This is a genomic window from Echinicola sp. 20G (assembly GCF_015533855.1).
GTDB lineage: Bacteria > Bacteroidota > Bacteroidia > Cytophagales > Cyclobacteriaceae > Echinicola.
In genome coordinates, this window is record NZ_AP024154.1 from 1,857,474 (window position 1) to 1,875,443 (window position 17,970).

Consider the following 17,970-nt stretch of genomic DNA (forward strand, 5'->3'; position numbering starts at 1 on the left):
AAAAGGTAATTTATAGGAGTTGATTGGAAAGGGTGTATTTATTTTTAAGTTTTGATTTCTTATTTTGCATAGTAAATCACCCCTAAAATCACCTCCCATTTGAGAATCGAGGATAAACTATTGGTCAATGAGATTCAAAAACGAAATAAAGATGTTTTTGAAGCACTTTTTCATGACTATTACCCTCCCTTGATGAAGTTTGCTGAAGGTTTTGTTTTTGATGTGGAGGTTTGTGAGGACATTGTTCAAAATATTTTTGTACACATTTGGGAACAAGCAGAGTACTTGAATATCACCACCTCATTTAAATCTTACTTATATAAAGCCGTCAAGAACCGTTGTTTGAATCATTTGAGAAGCCTTAAAATTGAGGACAAGCATCAGTTACTTTATTTGGAAGCCTGCTTGAATGATTCGAATGTTGATCTTGATGATACAGAGCTCATTCGAAAAATAGAACAAGCCATCAATGAATTACCGCCAAAAATGGCAGATATTTTTAAACTTAAATATGTAGAGGAAAATTCGGTAAGAGACATTGCTACCCAACTCAATATTTCTGAGAACACCATTAAAACCCAACTTTTGAGAGCAAAGGACAAGCTGAGGGTAACATTACGAGAAAACCTGAATTTAAATTTTATGCTTTAAGCAAGTAGGTGCTTTACAGAAGTAGGTTTTTGTTTTGCTAAATCGAATTATGTAATTTTAATAGGGTGTTATGCTGTTGTTTTTAGTGTTATTATTTTGTGTAAATGAATAAATATGAAATAAAATAAATTTTTCTTGTCACCTATTTGACGTGTTCGTGTGTCATAAGGAAAAAGCGTGCAAAAGGTGAAGAATTATTCTGAAAATATAGACTTTTCAATTATTTGGAAAAAGATCCACTCTTCCTTGTCGGAAGAAGAAGAGCAGCTGTTGAGGGATTGGTTAGAGGCAAGTCAGGATCATCAAGCTTATTTCAATAAAGTAAGCGATTTTTATAAAAGAGGCTCTCAGTTTGAAGATGCTGTTGATATCAGTAAAAAGGATTGGCCTAAGGTTTCATCTGAAATCAACATTTTCCAGCCCAAAAGGAAAAATAAGTTCATGGTGTATGTGGCGTCATTGGCAGCGACTATAGCGTTGATTTTGGCAGTGTTAGCCATTTTAAAGCCTGCCTTGTTATTTCAGGAAGAGGCTCCTCTTCAAGCCAATTCTACGATAATTCCTGGAACTGAAAAGGCCATCCTATTGATGGATGATGGCAGTTCTTACGACCTTTCTTCTGGAAATGACTTTAAGACGGAAGAAGGGGGAGCAAAAATTTCTATCCACGGAAATAAACTGGAATACAGTTCGGAGGATGCTGAGAGAGGGCAAGTGAAGTACAATACGCTGGTAATTCCTAGAGGAGGGCACTTTAAACTTACGCTGTCGGATGGTACTCAAGTGTGGATGAACGCAGGTTCGACTTTAAAATATCCAACCGCCTTTGTTGGTGGAGAGAGAAAAGTAGAGCTTACCGGAGAAGCATTTTTTGAGGTAGCAAGGAATGAGGAGAAGCCATTTAAGGTCATCAGTGGAGGTCAGGTGGTCCAGGTCTTGGGAACTGCCTTTTGCATCTCTTCTTATCAGGATCAACCAGCTATATACACCACCTTGGTAGAAGGGAAGGTAAATGTGTATTTGGAGGATCAACCTGAGGATTTACAAAGCCTATCTCCCAATGAACAAAGTGTTTGGGTAAAGGACGAGAAAGCCATTATGCGTCGAGAGGTTGATGTCATGGAATATGTTTCCTGGAAAGATGGTTGGTTTTATTTTAAGGACAAACAGTTGGATGCCATCATGATGGATATGGCCAGATGGTATGATATATCATTTCAGTTTGAAAGTCAGGAAGCAAAGAAAATCCCTTTTACAGGAAAAATACGGAGGTACGAAAACTTAGAAGACCTTTTGAAATTATTAGAAAAAACAAGAGAAGTTGAATTCACAATAGAAAGGAGGAATGTTATCATAAAATAAAAAAGGAGGATGTTGGTAGCATCCCCCCGAAAACGATTCGATTAAATCAAAATGTTTTACTTCAGCAACCCAAAATTATGAAAAAAAAACCCAGTAACCTACCCTTAGGGATAAGGTGTAAAATGTTGTTAATCATGAAATTCACGCTAATTCTCATCTTGGTCGGAGTGATGAAAGTTTCAGCAAGTGCTTATTCACAAAATGTGAAATTGGCACTGAATTTACACCAAGCGACCATCGAGCAAGTGTTTGAGGAAATCAAAAGACAAAGCGAATTTAATTTCCTCTATCGGTCAGATTTGATCAAGGAAGTCCCAAAAGTGGATGTCAATCTGAATAAAGTGAGTTTGGAAAAGGTGTTGGATCAGGTACTTGTACCCTATCAATTTACCTACGAAATCCACGACAAGACAGTAATCATCAGAAAAAAAGAAAGCAACTCAAAGTATGAAACACCATTACTCAAAAAGAAAAGTGCCATTGACATATCCGGAACTGTTGTAGATGAAAATGGACAACCCATTCCTGGAGCTACCATTCAAGTGCAAGGAACCACTAGAGGTACTGTAACGGATATCGATGGAAAATTCAGTATTGATGTCGATGAGGGAGCTACCCTAATTTTTAGTTTTATTGGCTATGAACAGCAAACGGTAGAAGTAGGAAACCAAACTGTCTTCAACATCTCATTATCCCCAGACCTGAAATCACTGGATGAGGTGGTTGTGGTTGGTTACGGTACACAGAAAAAAGTGAATGTGATTGGGTCAGTATCCCAAATTTCCTCTGAAAGCATAGAGAACCGACCAGTTCCAAATGCAACCCAAGCCTTGACCGGTCAAATGCCGGGGGTCACCGTAATACAACGCTCAGGTCGCCCTGGGCAGAGTAGCGGATCCATACGTGTAAGAGGGGTAGGGTCTTTTGGAGCTACTCCCAATGCACTAGTGATCATTGATGGTATTCCGGGTACTTTGGATGATATTAACCCTAATGATATCAAGTCTGTTTCGGTACTAAAGGATGCTTCCTCGGCAGCAATTTATGGAGCTAGGGCCGCAAATGGGGTTATCTTGGTTACCACAAAAAGTGGCAGTGAAAGCAAGCTGACGGTTAATTATAATGGTTATGTGGGATTCAATGAAGCTACGGAACTGCCTGACTTGGCCAATTCTTGGGAATACGCGGAGCTGTACAATATCGCATCAGGAAGCAATAGCTACACTGAGGAGGATATTGAAACTTATCGGAATCAATCTGACCCCGATAATTATCCCAATACCCGTTTTTTGGAGGAGTTGTTTTCCAGAAAAGGCGTACAGACAGGTCATACGGTCAGCCTAAATGGTGGAGGGGATATCCATAAATACTTTCTTTCTGCGGGATACCTTGGACAGCAAGGAATCATAGAGCGAAACAATTATAATCGGTATAATATTCGGTTGAACTTAGAAAGTGATCTTGGCGAAAGCCTTACCATGACCACCCGGCTGTTTGGCGCCTTTGAAGAGCGTAATGAACCTCAGGCCACGGCCAATAAGGGGGGAGAGCTTTCTGATCAGTTGATCCAAAATGCGCTACGTTACCCGGCAGTATATTTAGGACAAGCCTCAAATGGCGATTTTGGTATTGGCCCTGAAAGTGGCGGTACTCCGATTTCTTGGTTGCAATCTGCGTCCTACCTCAAAAATCCGGAGTCCAGAATGGGCGTAAATGTCAGGTTAGCTTGGACACCCGTTAAGGGATTAGTGTTGACTGGAATAGGCGGTTATAATTTCACTTTGTTAGAGCAGCGTTCTTATTTGGCCTCCCAAAGGTTGAATGACGATGTGTACCTGGCCCAATCTTATTTGAACCAATACAGTAACAAGCAGGTCTATAAAACTACCCAACTGTTAGCAGAGTATACCAAGGAGATCAATAACAATACCTTGGATTTTCTGGTTGGCTACTCTTTTGAGAACCAAATTCTCAATTACTTTAATGGTTACCGACAGGATTTTCCGAGTAACGACTATACCGTGCTAGGAATGGGAGGTGCGGACAACCAGCTTTCAGGAGGGTATGATGATGAGTGGGCGATCCAGTCCTTGTTTTCCCGATTGAAATACAATCATAATGAAAAATACCTGTTGGAGGCTACCGTGCGTTATGATGGTTCTTCCCGATTTCCAGAAAGTAACAAGTATGCGCTCTTTCCCTCCATGGCTTTGGGCTGGAGGCTTTCAGAAGAAGACTTTTTCGAAAATGTGAATTGGATCTCCGACCTAAAAGTTAAGGCTTCATGGGGGGTATTGGGTAACCAGAATATAGGGAACTATCCATACCAAAGGGTTTTGCAATCTGAGAGAAACTATCCAATTGGTGGAGGTATTGCTACTGGCGCGGCCTATTCCACTTACAAAGATGCTGACATCAAATGGGAATCTACGACCACCACGGATGTAGGGTTTGAAGCAGGATTTTTTGAAGGCAAATTGACCTTGAATGCCACCTATTTCAACAGGGCCACCACGGATATTCTGTTCCAGCCTTCTGCTAGTGTATCATCCGTTTTGGGTGTAAGCATGAGTGAAACCAATACCGGAGAGGCTAAAAACGCAGGTTTTGAATTTGATTTGGGATACCGAAATAGAAGCGGGGATTTTGAATATTCCTTTGCCGGAAATCTTTCCTTGATCAATAATGAAGTGGTCACTCTCGGATTAGGTAACGTGGAGCAGCCAAATGGCTTCGTGGGCAATGGTTCCAATTTGTTTATTGGCTATCCCATGGAGATGTACTATGGGTATCAATCAGACGGGGTATTTCTTAGCCAAGAGGACATAGGTGATTGGCCCACTCAAACTGCTGTCAACCCTAACCCTCAGGCAGGGGATATTCGGTATAAGGACATCAGCGGTCCAAATGGTGTCCCTGACGGGCAGGTTGATCCTACCTATGACCGTACCTATTTGGGAAGCAGGATTCCCAAATATACCTTTGGATTTAACTTCGGTCTGAACTATAAAAGCTTTGACTTTTCAGTCTTGATGCAAGGTGCGGCTGGTGTCAATGGCTTGTTGAACAACTATGCAGGATGGGCATTTTTCAACTTGGGTAATATCCAGAGGTGGCAGATGGAAGGAAGGTTTGACCCGGATAATCCTGAGCGTTACCCCGATTATCCTCGCTTGGAAGTGATCACTAATAGTGGCACACCCAACACGGTACTTTCTGATTTTTGGGTGATGAATGCCGCTTACCTCAGGGTGAAAAACCTTCAGCTCGGCTATACCCTTCCGCAAGCAGCTGTAGAAAGAATAGGACTTCAAAAAGCAAGACTTTATTTGAGTGGAGAGAATCTTCTTTCCTTCAACTCCTACAGGCAAGGTTGGGATCCGGAAATCAATACTTCTGGGGCATATTATCCCATCTTGGCCACATATACTTTAGGTGTAAATATTAAATTCTAAGACCATGGCATTTCCCAAAATAATACATAAAAAATCAAGAAGTATTTTCAAGTCAAAAGTGATTTTAAGCTTTGCGCTGCTTTTGGTGTTTTCTTGTGAGGATAAGCTTTCCCAATATCCATCAGATGCATTTGCCCAGGAAAACTTTTGGAGAACTGAATCGGACGCATTGATTGCATTGACTGGAATGTACCGTGGTGCTATTGAATTTGGTACCCAAGTCGTGCCCAGCGATTGGTGGACCTATTGTGGAATAGTTTTTTTGGAATTGGCGACAGACAATGGTTATGACCGTCGAGGAGATAATTCTACCATTAACAGGTTGACCAATGGTACCCTTTTGCCCAATAATAATGTCATCAATGGTTATTGGCAAGGGTCTTATAAAAGGATCGCGATCTGTAACGATTTTCTGGAAAATATAGAATCCGTAAATATGCCAACCGAAAAAATCCAACGAATGGCCGCGGAGGCGAAGTTTTTACGAGCTACACAGTATTTCTACATGTCGCAATTTTGGGGGGCAGTCCCTTTGGTGACAGAAACTTTGACTCCAGAAGAGGCCAATAATGTGGTGAAAGCGGAGAAGTCTGTTATTGTACAGTTTGTGATAGATGAGCTTACTGCTGCTGCTCAGGACCTACCTGCTTATGGGGATCTTCAGGCATCAGAAACAGGAAGAGCCAGTAAGCAGGCCGCCTTGGCATTTTTGGGTAGAATATACCTTAGTGAAAAGAGGTTTACAGAAGCTGCTGCAGCCTATAAGCAAATCATTGATTTGGGAGATAATGAAATTGATCCGGATTACCAATCCTTGTTTAATCCCAATGGGGAAAATAGCTCAGAAAATATCTTCAGCTCTCAATTTGCTCCAGGCCAGGCACCGAATGCTTTGCCACAACATACCTATCCGGCCATTTCCGGTGGTTGGCATTTTGTGAATCCTTTGGGCAGCCTGACTGATGCTTATGGGTTTGATGATGGAAGCCCTCTTTCCTATGACGACCCTAGGTTCAATTATGATGATATGGGTGAGAACAGGGATCCTCGGTTCAGGTATAACTTCCTTTGGAACAACAGTACCTTTGGATCAAATGTCTATAACTGCCACCCGGACGCCACCAGTTCAGTGGATCAGCTGACTTACTCTAAGCAAGCCACCAGAAGCGGCTACGGCCTTAGGAAGTTTTTTGATGAGTCTTTTTCTGGCAACTTAAGAAATGATTATGGGGGGAATATTCCAATTATCCGCTATGCAGAAGTACTGCTAAGTTACCTTGAAGCAGAATTGGAAGCAGGCAACCCGATTACCCAAGACTTGCTCGACCTGACGATCAACGCAGTTCGTGGACGGGCATCAGTGGGACTTCCTCCGATTCAAGAGACCAACGCCGAAGCTTTGCGTCCTATACTGAGAAATGAAAGAAGAATTGAATTGGCCTTCGAAGGTGTCCGACTTTGGGATATTTTTAGATGGGAAATCGGAGAAGAAGTGTTGGTGGGTGATTTTTGGGGAGCTCCTTTTCCTGACTCAGAGAAATATGCCACTACCTCCAAAAAACTTGATCCGGATTTTAGGTGGTTTGTGACTTCGAAAAACTTTAGGCCAGGGGTGGATGATCAATGGCCCATTCCAGAGTCTGAGGTAAATATCAATCCAAACCTTGGACAATAAGTAGAATTTGGTCATTAAATAATTTTTGAAATATGAAAAGAAGACATGCTGTTAAAGCCATTGCCTTAAGTTCTGTTGTTCCACATGTTTTGCTAGGAGGAACACCTTTGAAAAAGGGGAAGGTGATTTCTTTAACACTAACAAATAATAAAAGCTATGAAAGCCCTTGGCATCTTTGGCCAGACATGAAGTGGGTTGGTCCGGAGTTTTGGGGAAATAGGCTGCAAGATTGGGAAATCAGACAAGGCAAAGCCACCTGTGTGGTGCAAGGTAATAACAGGACCCTATATACATTGTCCCATGAATTAGGCGATCAAACGGGCGGTTTTGAGTTCAATGTTACCCTGGATTGGTTGGCAGAAAATGCAAGTTCAGATGTCTATGCCGGTTTTCGCCTAGGGGCAAAAGGAAAATTTGATGACTATCGATCGGCTGCGGTGTTTGGCCAAGGGCTCGATGCCGGTATCACAGGAGATGGGAAGTTGTTTATTGGAGATAATAAAAATGCTGAAAGTATACCTTTGAACCAAAGCCTGAGTTTGAAGTTAGAGGCTGAGCCTAAAGCAGGGCTTTATAATTTGAAATTGACAGCCCTTTCTGAAAGCGGAGATACGTTAGCAGTGCATCAGGTTGAGGGGATTGCTTCGGCGGCTGTTTCAGGAGCTTTGGCTTTGGTTTCTCATTTTCCTGGTGAATCCAAACAAGGAAGTGATCAGCCTTCTGTGGCCTTTTCCCATTGGAAATTAAATGGAGCAAAAGTGTTGCAGTTTGAAGATCGTGAATTTGGGCCGATTTGCTTTGCGCAGTACACCTTGCATGAAAATACGCTTAAGTTGAATGCCCAGCTGGCTCCGATTGAGGCCATAGCAGGTCATAAGATATCCTTGAAAACTAAAACCAATGGAAAGTGGGAAACTATACAGGAAAGTAAGGTGGATCCCATGGGAAGGGTGGCACAGTTTAGAATAGAAAATTGGAAACAAACTGATGCTGTTCATTATCAGGTTCATTTGGAATTGCCTCTTTTGGAGCAAGTGAAAACTTATACTTATGAGGGGACTATTGCCAAAGAACCTACAGCTATGTCTCAGGTGAAAATGGCTGTATTTAGCTGTAATGCAGATTATGGCTTTCCAGATGGGGAAGTCAGCGAGCATGTGGCCAAACATCAGCCAGACTTAGCGGTGTTTTTAGGGGATCAGTTTTATGAAAGTACGGGAGGTTTTGGAATACAAACCTCTCCCATAGAAAAATCCTCCTTGGACTATCTCCGTAAATGGTACATGTTTGGTTGGTCCTACCGCGAAATATTCCGTCATATTCCCAGCGCCTTTATCCCAGATGACCATGATGTTTATCATGGAAATGTGTGGGGCGAAGGAGGTAAGCATGCTCCCTCGGATGAAGGTTGGGGCTATGTCGCCCAAGATCAAGGGGGATATAAAATGCCTCCAGAATGGGTGAATATGGTTCAGAAGACACAAACGGGACATTTACCGGATCCCTATGACCCAAGTCCTGTCAAACAAGGGATTGGTACCTATTATACAGATTGGATTTATGGTGGAGTCAGTTTTGCGATTTTAGAAGATAGAAAGTTCAAGACTGCCCCAAAAAATGTACTCCCTGAAGAAGCAAAAGTCACCAATGGTTTTATCCAAAATCGGGATTTCGATATTAAAAAATACTATGATATTGAAGCCCAGTTATTGGGAGAAAGACAATTGGAATTTCTTGAAAGTTGGACGGTAAATTGGCCCAAGTCAGTACAGATGAAGGCAGTTTTGTCCCAGACCAACTTCTGTACTGTTGCCACCTTGCCTGAAGGAAGTATTATCGATAGTATCGTTCCGAAATTGCCTATCCCGACCCCTGGGGAGTATGTCTCTGGAGATGCGCCGACATCGGATATGGATTCCAATGGCTGGCCTCAAAAAGGTAGGGATGAAGCCTTGAAAATTATCAGGAAGTCCTTTGCCTTACATATTGCGGGTGACCAGCATTTGGCCAGCGTGGTGCATTATGGGGTGGATGAATTCGGAGATTCAGGATATGCCTTTGCAGGACCTGCCCTCAATAATCTTTTCCCCAGGAGATGGTGGCCCCAATTGAGCGATGAGCATCAACCGCTGCCAGGAAAATCCAAAAATACAGGTAACTTTCATGATGGCTTTGGGAATAAGATGACCATACATGCCGTGGCCAATCCCTCCCAAAGTGGGAGAGAGCCTGCGCTCATTTATGATCGGGCAACAGGATATGGGATAGTGACCTTTGACAAATCCGCCAGAAATATGAAGTTGGAATGTTGGCCTAGGTATGTGGATCCCGAAAAGAATCCTGATGGGCAATATGAAGGATGGCCAGTTATGGTTTCCCAAGATGATAATTACGCCAGAAAGGCTGTTGGGTACCTTCCGTTACTGAAAATAGAAGGCAAACCAGATCCGGTTTTGAAACTGGTCAATGAAGCCACCGGACAGACGGAATATTGCTTGAGGATTAAGGGGAATAGTTTTAGACCTAAGGTATTCGAAAAGGGTAAATATACCGCTATCATCCAAGAAGAGGAATCAGGACAATCTCAAGTGCTGGCGGGCTTGGTGCCTAGTAATGAAGAAGGGGCTTTTCGGACTGTTTCTTTTAAAGTATAGGCAGCTTTCAGCATAGTTAAACAGGAAGTATAACAGCAGGTCATGGGCCTGCTGTTTTTCAATCTGTCAGTGACTTTAATTCTTAAGCGATTTACTCAGGTCAGGATGGAGCTTTTTGGCTAAAGGTATATTGATGAATTCTTTTAAATCTTTTAAAGCGATGACCTTGTAATTGTGTTTGGACAAGTACTCCAAATAGCTTTTGAATAGTTCTGGAGGGGTATTGACCCATGGATGCTCCAGATCCGGAACGCCATGAAAAGTCAAGACAACTATTTTTCCATTTTTCGCCTCTTGGAGCGCGGCCATGATTTCATTTTTGTTCTCTGCTTGAGGTGCCCAACTTGGGATTAAAAAAGGATGGTCTTTTAGGGGATCGTAGGCACGGCTTCCTCCTGCCCTGGCGAAATCATAGTCTTTGGAATCAAGGACCCTCAAGGATAAACTGTCAAGGCCATATCCTGGATAAGCAAAACTCTTTGGTGAGGATATCTCCAAGGAATCGCATTTGTTTTCGATATAGCTTAACTGAAATTTGATTTCATCTTCATTCAGCTGGTCCACATGGGTATGGGATTGGGTATGGTTGCCTATCTCGAAACCCATTTTGTCCAAGGTCTGAATTTGTCGCCAGTTCATATACAGACTGCTGTCTGCATAGTTGGGAGGAAATTCGCAAACAAAAAAGGTGGCCGCAAACCCATGTTCTTTGAGTAAGGGAGCCACTAATGAATAGTGACTGGCAGGAGCATCGTCGAAGGTCAATACCACCAGTTTGTCAGGAATAGGTTTTTTAATAATTTGGGAGAAACAAACCAATGGGAAAAATGTAACAAGCAGAAGTATGAGGTGTTTTTGCATTGGTTATGAATTAATTTCAGTACTCGATTAAAATGAAAAGATAAGAGCTAGTTTTATAATTTAAAGTCCATTGACAATGGATTTTTCAGCTTCCACCCATACAGCATATCCTTGCTCATTGAGGTGGGTTCCATCATTGGTCAAGTTCTTTTTCATCAGGCCTTCTTGGTCGATGAAATATCTATTGAGGTCAATGATGCGGTATTCGTATTTAGATTCATTTTCTTTGACAATTTGATTTATCAAATCGATACTTTCTTTCATTTCAGGCTTGGCATTGGGTAGAATTGTTTGAACAAAAACTTGGGTTTTAGGCGTTCTCTTTTGGATTGTTATTGCGATTTTGATGATGTTTTTTGCAATATATTCTGGGGAAGGGATTTTGCTATGGTAAACTACATTTGGTCTCGGTTCATTCTCCTGATGGTAATTTGACAAATCGTTGATACCGATGAGTAAGAAAACAGCCTTAGGGGTATAATGAACAATCTCTTCCAATCGAGCTAAAACGCCATCGGTTACATCCCCTGATATTCCCCTGTTTCTTATATTGAGCAAATTAAACTTTTCGCTCCAATCTTTTCCTTGTTCGGTGATGCTGTTGCCGACAAATACAATATCTCCAAAGTTTAGTGGATTTTCTTGAAAGGCTTTTATCCTTTTTTGATAATGGCCGACAGTCCATTCATTATGGTATTTAGTTACTACTTTTTCTGTTGGGTAAAGAACCAGATCACCAGTCTGCTTTTTAAAAGAGCCACAGCCAATGATTAGAAAGAGTAGACAAATGATCAATAAGGTGTGGCGAGGGTATTGTTGTCCATTTTTCATAATGAATAGGGTTAAAACTTTTATTGGTGTGTGGTTTGGAATCTACTTTGGTTGCTATTTAAGTTTAGATTTTATCCATTTCAAAATCACCCTTCTAGTTTTTTCAGAAACCCAATGCTCATTGATTGGAGTAATTAAAGCTTCTTTCTCACTTTTTAAAACATTATAAACAATATAACTGGTCGTAGGAGGGCAGGTGTTGTCATTGTACCCCCAGGTCATAAAGACAGGAACTTCAATTAATTTGGAAAAGTTAACCACATCATAATACTGCAGGGTTTTGATTTTTTCGGGTGTCAGCATGTCATTGAAACGGTTCAAATGAGGATAACCACCAGCTCTATTCCCTTTGTATCCTGCCATATCGCTTAAAGCAGGATGGTTTGCAGCACAAGCTGTTATCCTATCGTCCAAGCCTGTTGTAATCAAGGCTAAGGCACCTCCTTGACTACCACCTTGTGCAATCAGGTTTTTCCCATCCCACTCTGGTAACGTGGTCAAAAAATCCAATGCCCGCACACAAGAGAGGTAGACTTTTTTCATATAGTAATTGTCCCGATTGTTCAAGCCATTGACTAGATAGCTATTGTCACCATTTCCAAAAGAATTGCTGATCTCTTTGTAAGCATCAGCATCTAGATCAGGCCGAATTCCGTGTATTTCCATATCAAAGCGGATGACTCCAGATTCAGCATAAAATAGATGTTTTAAGGGGTTCATAGGCTTTATTCCGGCACCTGGAGGAGCAAAAACTACTGGGAATGTGCCTGTCTTTTTTGGAATCGTGAGGTACCCGTATACTTGTTGTCCTTTTTCAAAGGCTTGTATTTTAACTAAATAACAATCCAATTTGTCATTGGAATATTCGGGGACAAAAGTCTTTTCTACGACCATAGGGCATTTTGCAGCTTCTTTTTTAGCGGTTTCCCAGAAACTTATAAAATCTTCAGGGAATTGGGTAAAAGGTTCTAATTTCTCTGGCTCAAACCCGACCTTTACATGATGCTTGTATATTTCTCCATTTAGCACTACTGTAAACCAGCAATCCCTAAAACCGGGAATGGAGGAAGTCCCTAGTGATAGCTTGGCTTTTCCTTTTTTTAACACTATTTCACCCTCTTGATCTGCTGGCATCATTTCAGGACCGATTTGATAGGATACCGTTTTATCATGTACTGGGATACCGTACTCATACAGTGAAATGGTTACAGATGCTTCTTCACCTATCTGATAAAGCCAATCCTGATGATTTGGTTCTGTTACCCATAAGACATTACTTCGGGAAGGGTAATTTTGAGCAAAAGACGAAACTGTTACAAGAAAAAATAAAACAGTAAGATAAATTGATTTCATATCTGATGTGCGTTAATACTTAGGTGTAATAAAAAAGAGAGGTTATTCCAACTTCCTTTAAGTAAGCTAGAATAACCTAAAAATAGTAAGTCGAAGTCGCTTATTTGACCAATTTATACATCTCAGAAGCGGCCAAAAGGAAACAACCGAGACCATAATCTTCAAAATCAGGTTTGCTAGTATAAGTCACAGGCTGTCCGTCTTTGGGTTCTTTTCCTGTACCTTGAAGGAAGCCCAAGTAGCCATTGTCATGGACGGCCTCTTTGGAGATGGCATTCCAAGCTTTAGTAATGGCAGGCATATAGACATCTTTTTCTAACAGGCCATTATTGACTCCCCAGGCCATTCCATAGAGGAAAAGGGCGGTGCCAGAAGTTTCCTTCCCCTCAAAGTGGGTAGGGTCATGCAGGCTGACATTCCAAAATCCATCGGTTCTCTGTACCGTCAAAACGGATTTGAGCATACGTTGCAGCATATTGATATATTCAAAGCGATGGGGATCATCTTTGGGCAAAAACTCCAAAGTCCTCACCATAGCCGCCACTACCCAGCCGTTGCCGCGTGACCAATAGCAGTCATTGCCATTAGGTTCTTGGTAGGGAGGCAGAAAGTCTTTATCTCTCCACCAAAGGTCATCAATAGGATTAAAAAGCCCTTGGGTGACTTTGGTATCCATGTACATTTCATACATGCGCTCAGAATATTTCTTGTCCCCAGTGATGCTGGTGAGCTTGGCAAAGACCGGCATGGCCATTTGCAGGGCATCAATCCAATCCCAATCATTGATTTTATAAGTCTCTATCATATCATCAATTGAAGATTGGATATCCCGGATCCTTTCGGGCTGTGGGTCTATTTCATATAGCATGATATAAGTTTGGCCTGCGCAGTGATTGTCGGCGTGTCGGGTTTGGGCCCCATTTCTTAACCCCCAGTGATGTGCTTCTCCCCATTTTACGGCATAGTCATAATAGGTTTTGTCATCTTTCAGAGCATAAAGGGCCATCAATCCTTCATAATATACCGCACGGGTCCAAAGGTTGCTGGGGCGTTCTCTGTTGGTGATGACATTGACACCAGGGTCTGGCCATTTGTTCATTAGATACTGATTGGTCAAGACCATCTGGTCCATGACTTCCTTTTGAGAGGGAAGTTCTTGTGCCTTGGTCCAGCCAGCCGAAAATAATAAGGCAATAAGGAGGACAGCTATACGGTTATTTTGCATGATATATTGAATTGTTTTTTGCATTGATGCAATTACTCTCCCTAATATAAAAACTTGCTAGTAATCGGGCATGCTGATATGTCCTGATCGAAGGTTTAAGAAGCTGAAGTCTTTGTGAAAGGAATATTCTAATCATTTAAGATATTGATAGTAACAAGAGATACAACAAAATACCTAGTCTGAGGTATTTTGTTGTCAATAAGAAAGCATTAGTTTTAAAGCTTGAAGGTTTGAAGAAAATATCATTTTGATTGATAATCAGATGGGACAAGGAAAATTAGCATTGCTTACGGATGAGGAATTATTAGCGGAAGCTAAGAAAATGAAATCTACCAAAATTTATGACGCAGCCCTCTTTGGGCTTTTGGTGGGGATTGCCATCTATAGCTCCCTGGTCAATGGCTTTGGGTTGCTTACTTTTTTGCCCTTGGTTTACCTTCCCATAGCAGGTAAGAACAAGGCTAAAGCCAGGGACTTAAAGCAAATTTTGAAAGAAAGGAATTTGAGTGAAGGGTAAAACGAGCTTGGATTACAAACTCAATTTGAATCACACCTAAGAGGAATAAAATTTCTCAGTTTAACCTTAATTATATTTAAAACAATGAAGTATTTGAGACGACTTTTTCTTGCAATAATTTTAACCACTTTTATGGCCAGTTGCAGTGGAGTGGAATCCTCCTGGAGCTGCTTTGGTGCTTCCACTCCTACCAGTTTCACAATGGACAATGATGGACAAACAACAAAATCCGTAACGCTCTACAAGCACAACAATCAATTAGGATTTGATCGGGTGGGTACACTTGAAATAACAGCTAATTCAGAAAAAACAATCTGTTTAGAAGGTGAAGGAACGATAGAAAAAGGGCTTTACATTTATGAAAATGGTACGTTACATAAAGTGTATTTGAAACAACTTGAAAGCCAGCGCCTAAAGTTTAGCGAGACCGCTTTTCGAATAGCCATCCCAAAACAATTGAAAGACCTAATTGATCAAGAGAGCTAAAAGGTGAGTGAAGCGTATTTTGAAAGAAAATAAATTGGTTAATGGGATTCTGGGACTACTAGGGAGCATTTTATTATTGGGTTTATTTGATTATTGTCTCTAAAATCCAAGGCAAAAGCACCCCTGCTTTTAAGGATATTAGGTTATGAAAGGGTAAGTACAATAAAGGAGAGATAATAGATAGGGTTGCCTATGACTTAAAACTCAAAACTATCGGGCTGATTGTTAACATGTTAATGGTTTGGATGATCGTTAAATCAGGTATTTAGTGAAAGGGTTTTATATTAAGTGCCAAGAATAGATTTGAAGAGAAATTCGATCTATCTGGAACAGTTTAATATATAGTCCACAGATAGATACAGATGAACACAGATTTGTAGTGAATGGATAATACCTATCTGTGTTCCTCCTTTTTATCTTTGGCCAGACCATAGTGAGTGGTATCTTGAAATCATGATGTTTTGCTGTTCTGGCTACTAAGTGAAAAACCTTATTCAGCTATCTTTTCACCATTAAGTGTAATGTTCTCCAGTTGAAGATTATGGATATAATCGATATCGATTCCTTTTTCCTCAGGAGCAGAAAGACTCAGGTTTTTTAGGCTTACTTCAGACACCTGGTATTGATCTGAAGATTGGGTATTAAAGATGCGATCACATTCCAGATTGATATTGTGGAAAGATATGTTATTTGCAGCAGAAGTTTTGATGCCGCTTTCACCCTTTAGATCGAAAAACTGAGTCCAAGGTTTGATATAGAGCATATTGGCTGCATTTCCACTGATGTTCTCCAGCTGGATATATTCATAATGCTGCGGGGTGTCGGGACGCATTTTGAGCCATAGCAAACGGGTCGCATGAGAAACCTTCGTTCTACGCAAGATGATATTCCTATTGTGAATTGATTCACTTCCACAGGTCAAGGCGCTGTGACAGTAGCCAAACTCACAGTCTTCAATGATGATGTTGTAGTTGCCGCCGTTATCTGGGTCCTTATCTGCATTTGGTCCTTTCCCGCCCTTCAGGGCGATGGCATCGTCATTGACCGACATGTAGCAGTTTTTGACCAATACATTTTTGCAGACATCCAAGTCGATGGCATCTGAGCTAGGCGCTTTTTCCTTTGCAGGTTGGTGTGGAGCAAAAATATACAAGCCCAAGATTTTCACATTTTCGCATTTGTAATAGTGGGAAGTCCAAAATGGAGAATTGATCTGGCTGATATCGGATACTTGCACATTCTTGCTATTGGAAATAAAGAGCAGGCGAGGACGCATTTCATCCACATTGGTGCAGTTCGGGTTCCATTCTCTTCTGAGCCAAAAAGCTTTCCAGAAACGAAGGCCGTTGCCATTGAGGGTGCCTTTGCCTGAAATGGTGAAACCATCCAAACCGTCAGCATTGACCAGCGCAGCAAAGTACTTGCGGTTTTGTCCCTCAATACGTGTCATCAATAGCTTAAAGTGGCTGATGTCATCACTGCCTTTAAGCACAGCACCCTCTTCCAAATGTAGGTGAGTGCCTTGCTTGAAAAACAAAGAACCACTTAGGAAAGTCCCTGCCGGGATGATAATTACCCCGCCACCTTCTTGATGTGCCTTGTCTATAATGGCTTGGATTTGCGCTGTTTGTAAAAGGGTACTGTCCTTTACCACTCCAAAGTCTGTAATTCGGTAATGTTTTCCCAGTTGGTCAATATCAGTAGCTTGGGTGTCACTGAACCAATCTGGCACAGGAGAGCCATCAGGAAAAGTGTCTTTTTGTGCAAAAGAATTAGTGTTGAAAAGGGTAAGGAGAAGGAATAAAATCAGGGAGTTTCTCATGAGGTATTCAGGTTATTGTTGGTTTAATTGTCCAGTCAATCTATGTGATTTGGCCTATGGTTTTCTACGATCTCTTATTTTTAAGCTTGAAAAGGGAATTTAGGTAATCCATTAAATAGATCAATCCTGTATTGTTCTGATATTTCTAAGTTTTTAACCTAACAGGTATTTTATAATCTATAAGAAAATCTTAGTTTTATTGCTTGTTTATTTTTCAGGCTGTTGTAGATGGAAAAAGAGTCTTTTAAATATTAAAAAGATTGAAAGGCGCTTATAGTGTAGAAAACAAAAAGGTACAAAGATGAAAGACTTCTTAAGGAAACTAAAATTGGTTAAGGATATATCCATTGAGTTAAATATTCAAAAAAATGACTTTGTTAGTAACTTTAAAAGAAATGTAGATGAAGGTAGTACTGGTTTTATGTCAGATGCTTTTGATATTTTTTCATCTAGTAAAAATGAATATAAAGGTTATGTAAGGTTTGACCACTTTAAAATAAAAAGAAGGAGGCGTTTTTTAGATATGAATCTAAACTTGGCTGTTGCCAAGGGGACATATGTACAGAGAGGTGATTTACTGATTGTTGAAACAGAAATAAATGGATTCAATGGAGCAATGATGCCTTTTTACATAATCCTGCCAATTTTTTATTCAATTTTTATTGTAGTGTTAATATTTAACGAAAATGTCGGAGGAAAGGAAGTTGGCTTTGCTATACCATTTTTAATTATCCATGCAGCCTTTCTGTTAGGAATACCTTACCTAATGATGAGAAAAAGTATCAATAGAATGGCTCATGAGCTGGAAAGAGAATTCTTCTATTTAACGAAAGCGATATCTCGTAGCGAGTAACCGTTTTTGAAATAATGATTGAGCCTTAATTTTATTCATTAAAAAATGGATAGTAGGAACAGAAAATGAAGTTGAGGTATATGATTTAAAAGTAGTACTTCCTTTATACAAGTTTCTGGGTGAGATGTGGGGACCATTAGATTTGGAATAAGTCAAAAACAATAAGAGTTTATAACTATTTATTATTACTCTGATTTTGAGAGCTTATCTTGAGCTCCCTTTGAG

General features: G+C 40.7%; 13 protein-coding genes. 8 read left to right on the forward strand and 5 right to left on the reverse strand.

Translation table 11 applies throughout. From position 1 onward, the window contains the following. Positions 1-99 precede the first annotated feature (99 nt). The 5 genes from JL001_RS08200 to JL001_RS08220 all read left to right on the forward strand — a co-directional run bounded on the left by JL001_RS08200 (position 100) and on the right by JL001_RS08220 (position 9,797). Positions 100-651, forward strand: a complete 552-nt coding sequence (locus tag JL001_RS08200) for an RNA polymerase sigma-70 factor (RefSeq protein ID WP_200975631.1) — start codon at positions 100-102, stop codon at positions 649-651. Between the two features lie 186 nt (positions 652-837). Then, the gene (locus JL001_RS08205; protein ID WP_200975632.1) at positions 838-2,013 is read left to right on the forward strand and encodes a FecR family protein; all 1,176 of its coding nucleotides are present in this window, start codon (positions 838-840) and stop codon (positions 2,011-2,013) included. A gap of 134 nt (positions 2,014-2,147) precedes the next feature. Continuing rightward, positions 2,148-5,468 carry a TonB-dependent receptor gene (locus tag JL001_RS08210; protein WP_236252751.1) on the forward strand — a complete coding sequence of 1,107 codons (3,321 nt, stop codon included), beginning with the start codon at positions 2,148-2,150 and terminating at the stop codon, positions 5,466-5,468. A gap of 4 nt (positions 5,469-5,472) precedes the next feature. Continuing rightward, positions 5,473-7,143, forward strand: coding sequence for a RagB/SusD family nutrient uptake outer membrane protein (locus JL001_RS08215; protein WP_200975633.1), 1,671 nt, complete (start codon positions 5,473-5,475; stop codon positions 7,141-7,143). Positions 7,144-7,175: 32 nt separating this feature from the next. Then, a complete protein-coding gene (locus JL001_RS08220; RefSeq protein ID WP_200975634.1) occupies positions 7,176-9,797 on the forward strand; it encodes an alkaline phosphatase D family protein in 2,622 nt (873 codons plus the stop codon). Positions 9,798-9,872: 75 nt separating this feature from the next. Here JL001_RS08220 and JL001_RS08225 read toward each other — a convergent pair whose 3' ends face one another. The 4 genes from JL001_RS08225 to JL001_RS08240 all read right to left on the reverse strand — a co-directional run bounded on the left by JL001_RS08225 (position 9,873) and on the right by JL001_RS08240 (position 14,067). After that, positions 9,873-10,658 (reverse strand): polysaccharide deacetylase family protein, encoded by a 786-nt coding sequence (locus JL001_RS08225; protein WP_200975635.1) that lies wholly within the window; start codon positions 10,656-10,658, stop codon positions 9,873-9,875. A 60-nt stretch (positions 10,659-10,718) separates the two neighbouring features. Next, positions 10,719-11,489, reverse strand: a complete 771-nt coding sequence (locus JL001_RS08230) for a GDSL-type esterase/lipase family protein (RefSeq protein WP_200975636.1) — start codon at positions 11,487-11,489, stop codon at positions 10,719-10,721. A gap of 54 nt (positions 11,490-11,543) precedes the next feature. Continuing rightward, positions 11,544-12,842, reverse strand: coding sequence for an acetylxylan esterase (locus JL001_RS08235; protein ID WP_200975637.1), 1,299 nt, complete (start codon positions 12,840-12,842; stop codon positions 11,544-11,546). A gap of 100 nt (positions 12,843-12,942) precedes the next feature. Further along, complete coding sequence (locus JL001_RS08240) at positions 12,943-14,067, reverse strand: glycoside hydrolase family 88 protein (protein ID WP_200975638.1); 1,125 nt, start codon at positions 14,065-14,067, stop codon at positions 12,943-12,945. A 262-nt stretch (positions 14,068-14,329) separates the two neighbouring features. On the opposite strand from JL001_RS08240, the gene JL001_RS08245 reads away from it, so the two are divergent. Both JL001_RS08245 and JL001_RS08250 read left to right on the forward strand, forming a co-directional pair. Continuing rightward, positions 14,330-14,584 (forward strand): FUSC family protein, encoded by a 255-nt coding sequence (locus JL001_RS08245; RefSeq protein WP_200975639.1) that lies wholly within the window; start codon positions 14,330-14,332, stop codon positions 14,582-14,584. A gap of 84 nt (positions 14,585-14,668) precedes the next feature. After that, positions 14,669-15,070: a hypothetical protein gene (locus JL001_RS08250; RefSeq protein ID WP_200975640.1), complete on the forward strand. Its 402-nt coding sequence runs from the start codon at positions 14,669-14,671 to the stop codon at positions 15,068-15,070. Between the two features lie 490 nt (positions 15,071-15,560). Here the strand turns inward: JL001_RS08250 and JL001_RS08255 are convergent, their stop codons facing one another. After that, a complete protein-coding gene (locus JL001_RS08255) occupies positions 15,561-16,892 on the reverse strand; it encodes a glycoside hydrolase family 28 protein (protein WP_200975641.1) in 1,332 nt (443 codons plus the stop codon). A gap of 301 nt (positions 16,893-17,193) precedes the next feature. Between JL001_RS08255 and JL001_RS08260 the strand changes: the two genes are divergently transcribed. Next, positions 17,194-17,745, forward strand: a complete 552-nt coding sequence (locus tag JL001_RS08260; protein WP_200975642.1) for a hypothetical protein — start codon at positions 17,194-17,196, stop codon at positions 17,743-17,745. Positions 17,746-17,970 lie beyond the last annotated feature (225 nt).

Excerpts from the sequence above, each read along its gene's own strand:
- JL001_RS08225 (WP_200975635.1), bottom strand. The coding sequence starts at position 10,658 with ATGCAAAAACACCTCATACTTCTGCTTGTTACATTTTTCCCATTGGTT.
- JL001_RS08220 (WP_200975634.1), top strand. The coding sequence starts at position 7,176 with ATGAAAAGAAGACATGCTGTTAAAGCCATTGCCTTAAGTTCTGTTGTT.
- JL001_RS08210 (WP_236252751.1), top strand. The coding sequence starts at position 2,148 with ATGAAATTCACGCTAATTCTCATCTTGGTCGGAGTGATGAAAGTTTCA.
- JL001_RS08230 (WP_200975636.1), bottom strand. The coding sequence starts at position 11,489 with ATGAAAAATGGACAACAATACCCTCGCCACACCTTATTGATCATTTGT.
- JL001_RS08240 (WP_200975638.1), bottom strand. The coding sequence starts at position 14,067 with ATGCAAAATAACCGTATAGCTGTCCTCCTTATTGCCTTATTATTTTCG.
- JL001_RS08255 (WP_200975641.1), bottom strand. The coding sequence starts at position 16,892 with ATGAGAAACTCCCTGATTTTATTCCTTCTCCTTACCCTTTTCAACACT.
- JL001_RS08215 (WP_200975633.1), top strand. The coding sequence starts at position 5,473 with ATGGCATTTCCCAAAATAATACATAAAAAATCAAGAAGTATTTTCAAG.
- JL001_RS08260 (WP_200975642.1), top strand. The coding sequence starts at position 17,194 with ATGAAAGACTTCTTAAGGAAACTAAAATTGGTTAAGGATATATCCATT.
- JL001_RS08235 (WP_200975637.1), bottom strand. The coding sequence starts at position 12,842 with ATGAAATCAATTTATCTTACTGTTTTATTTTTTCTTGTAACAGTTTCG.
- JL001_RS08250 (WP_200975640.1), top strand. The coding sequence starts at position 14,669 with ATGAAGTATTTGAGACGACTTTTTCTTGCAATAATTTTAACCACTTTT.
- JL001_RS08245 (WP_200975639.1), top strand. The coding sequence starts at position 14,330 with ATGGGACAAGGAAAATTAGCATTGCTTACGGATGAGGAATTATTAGCG.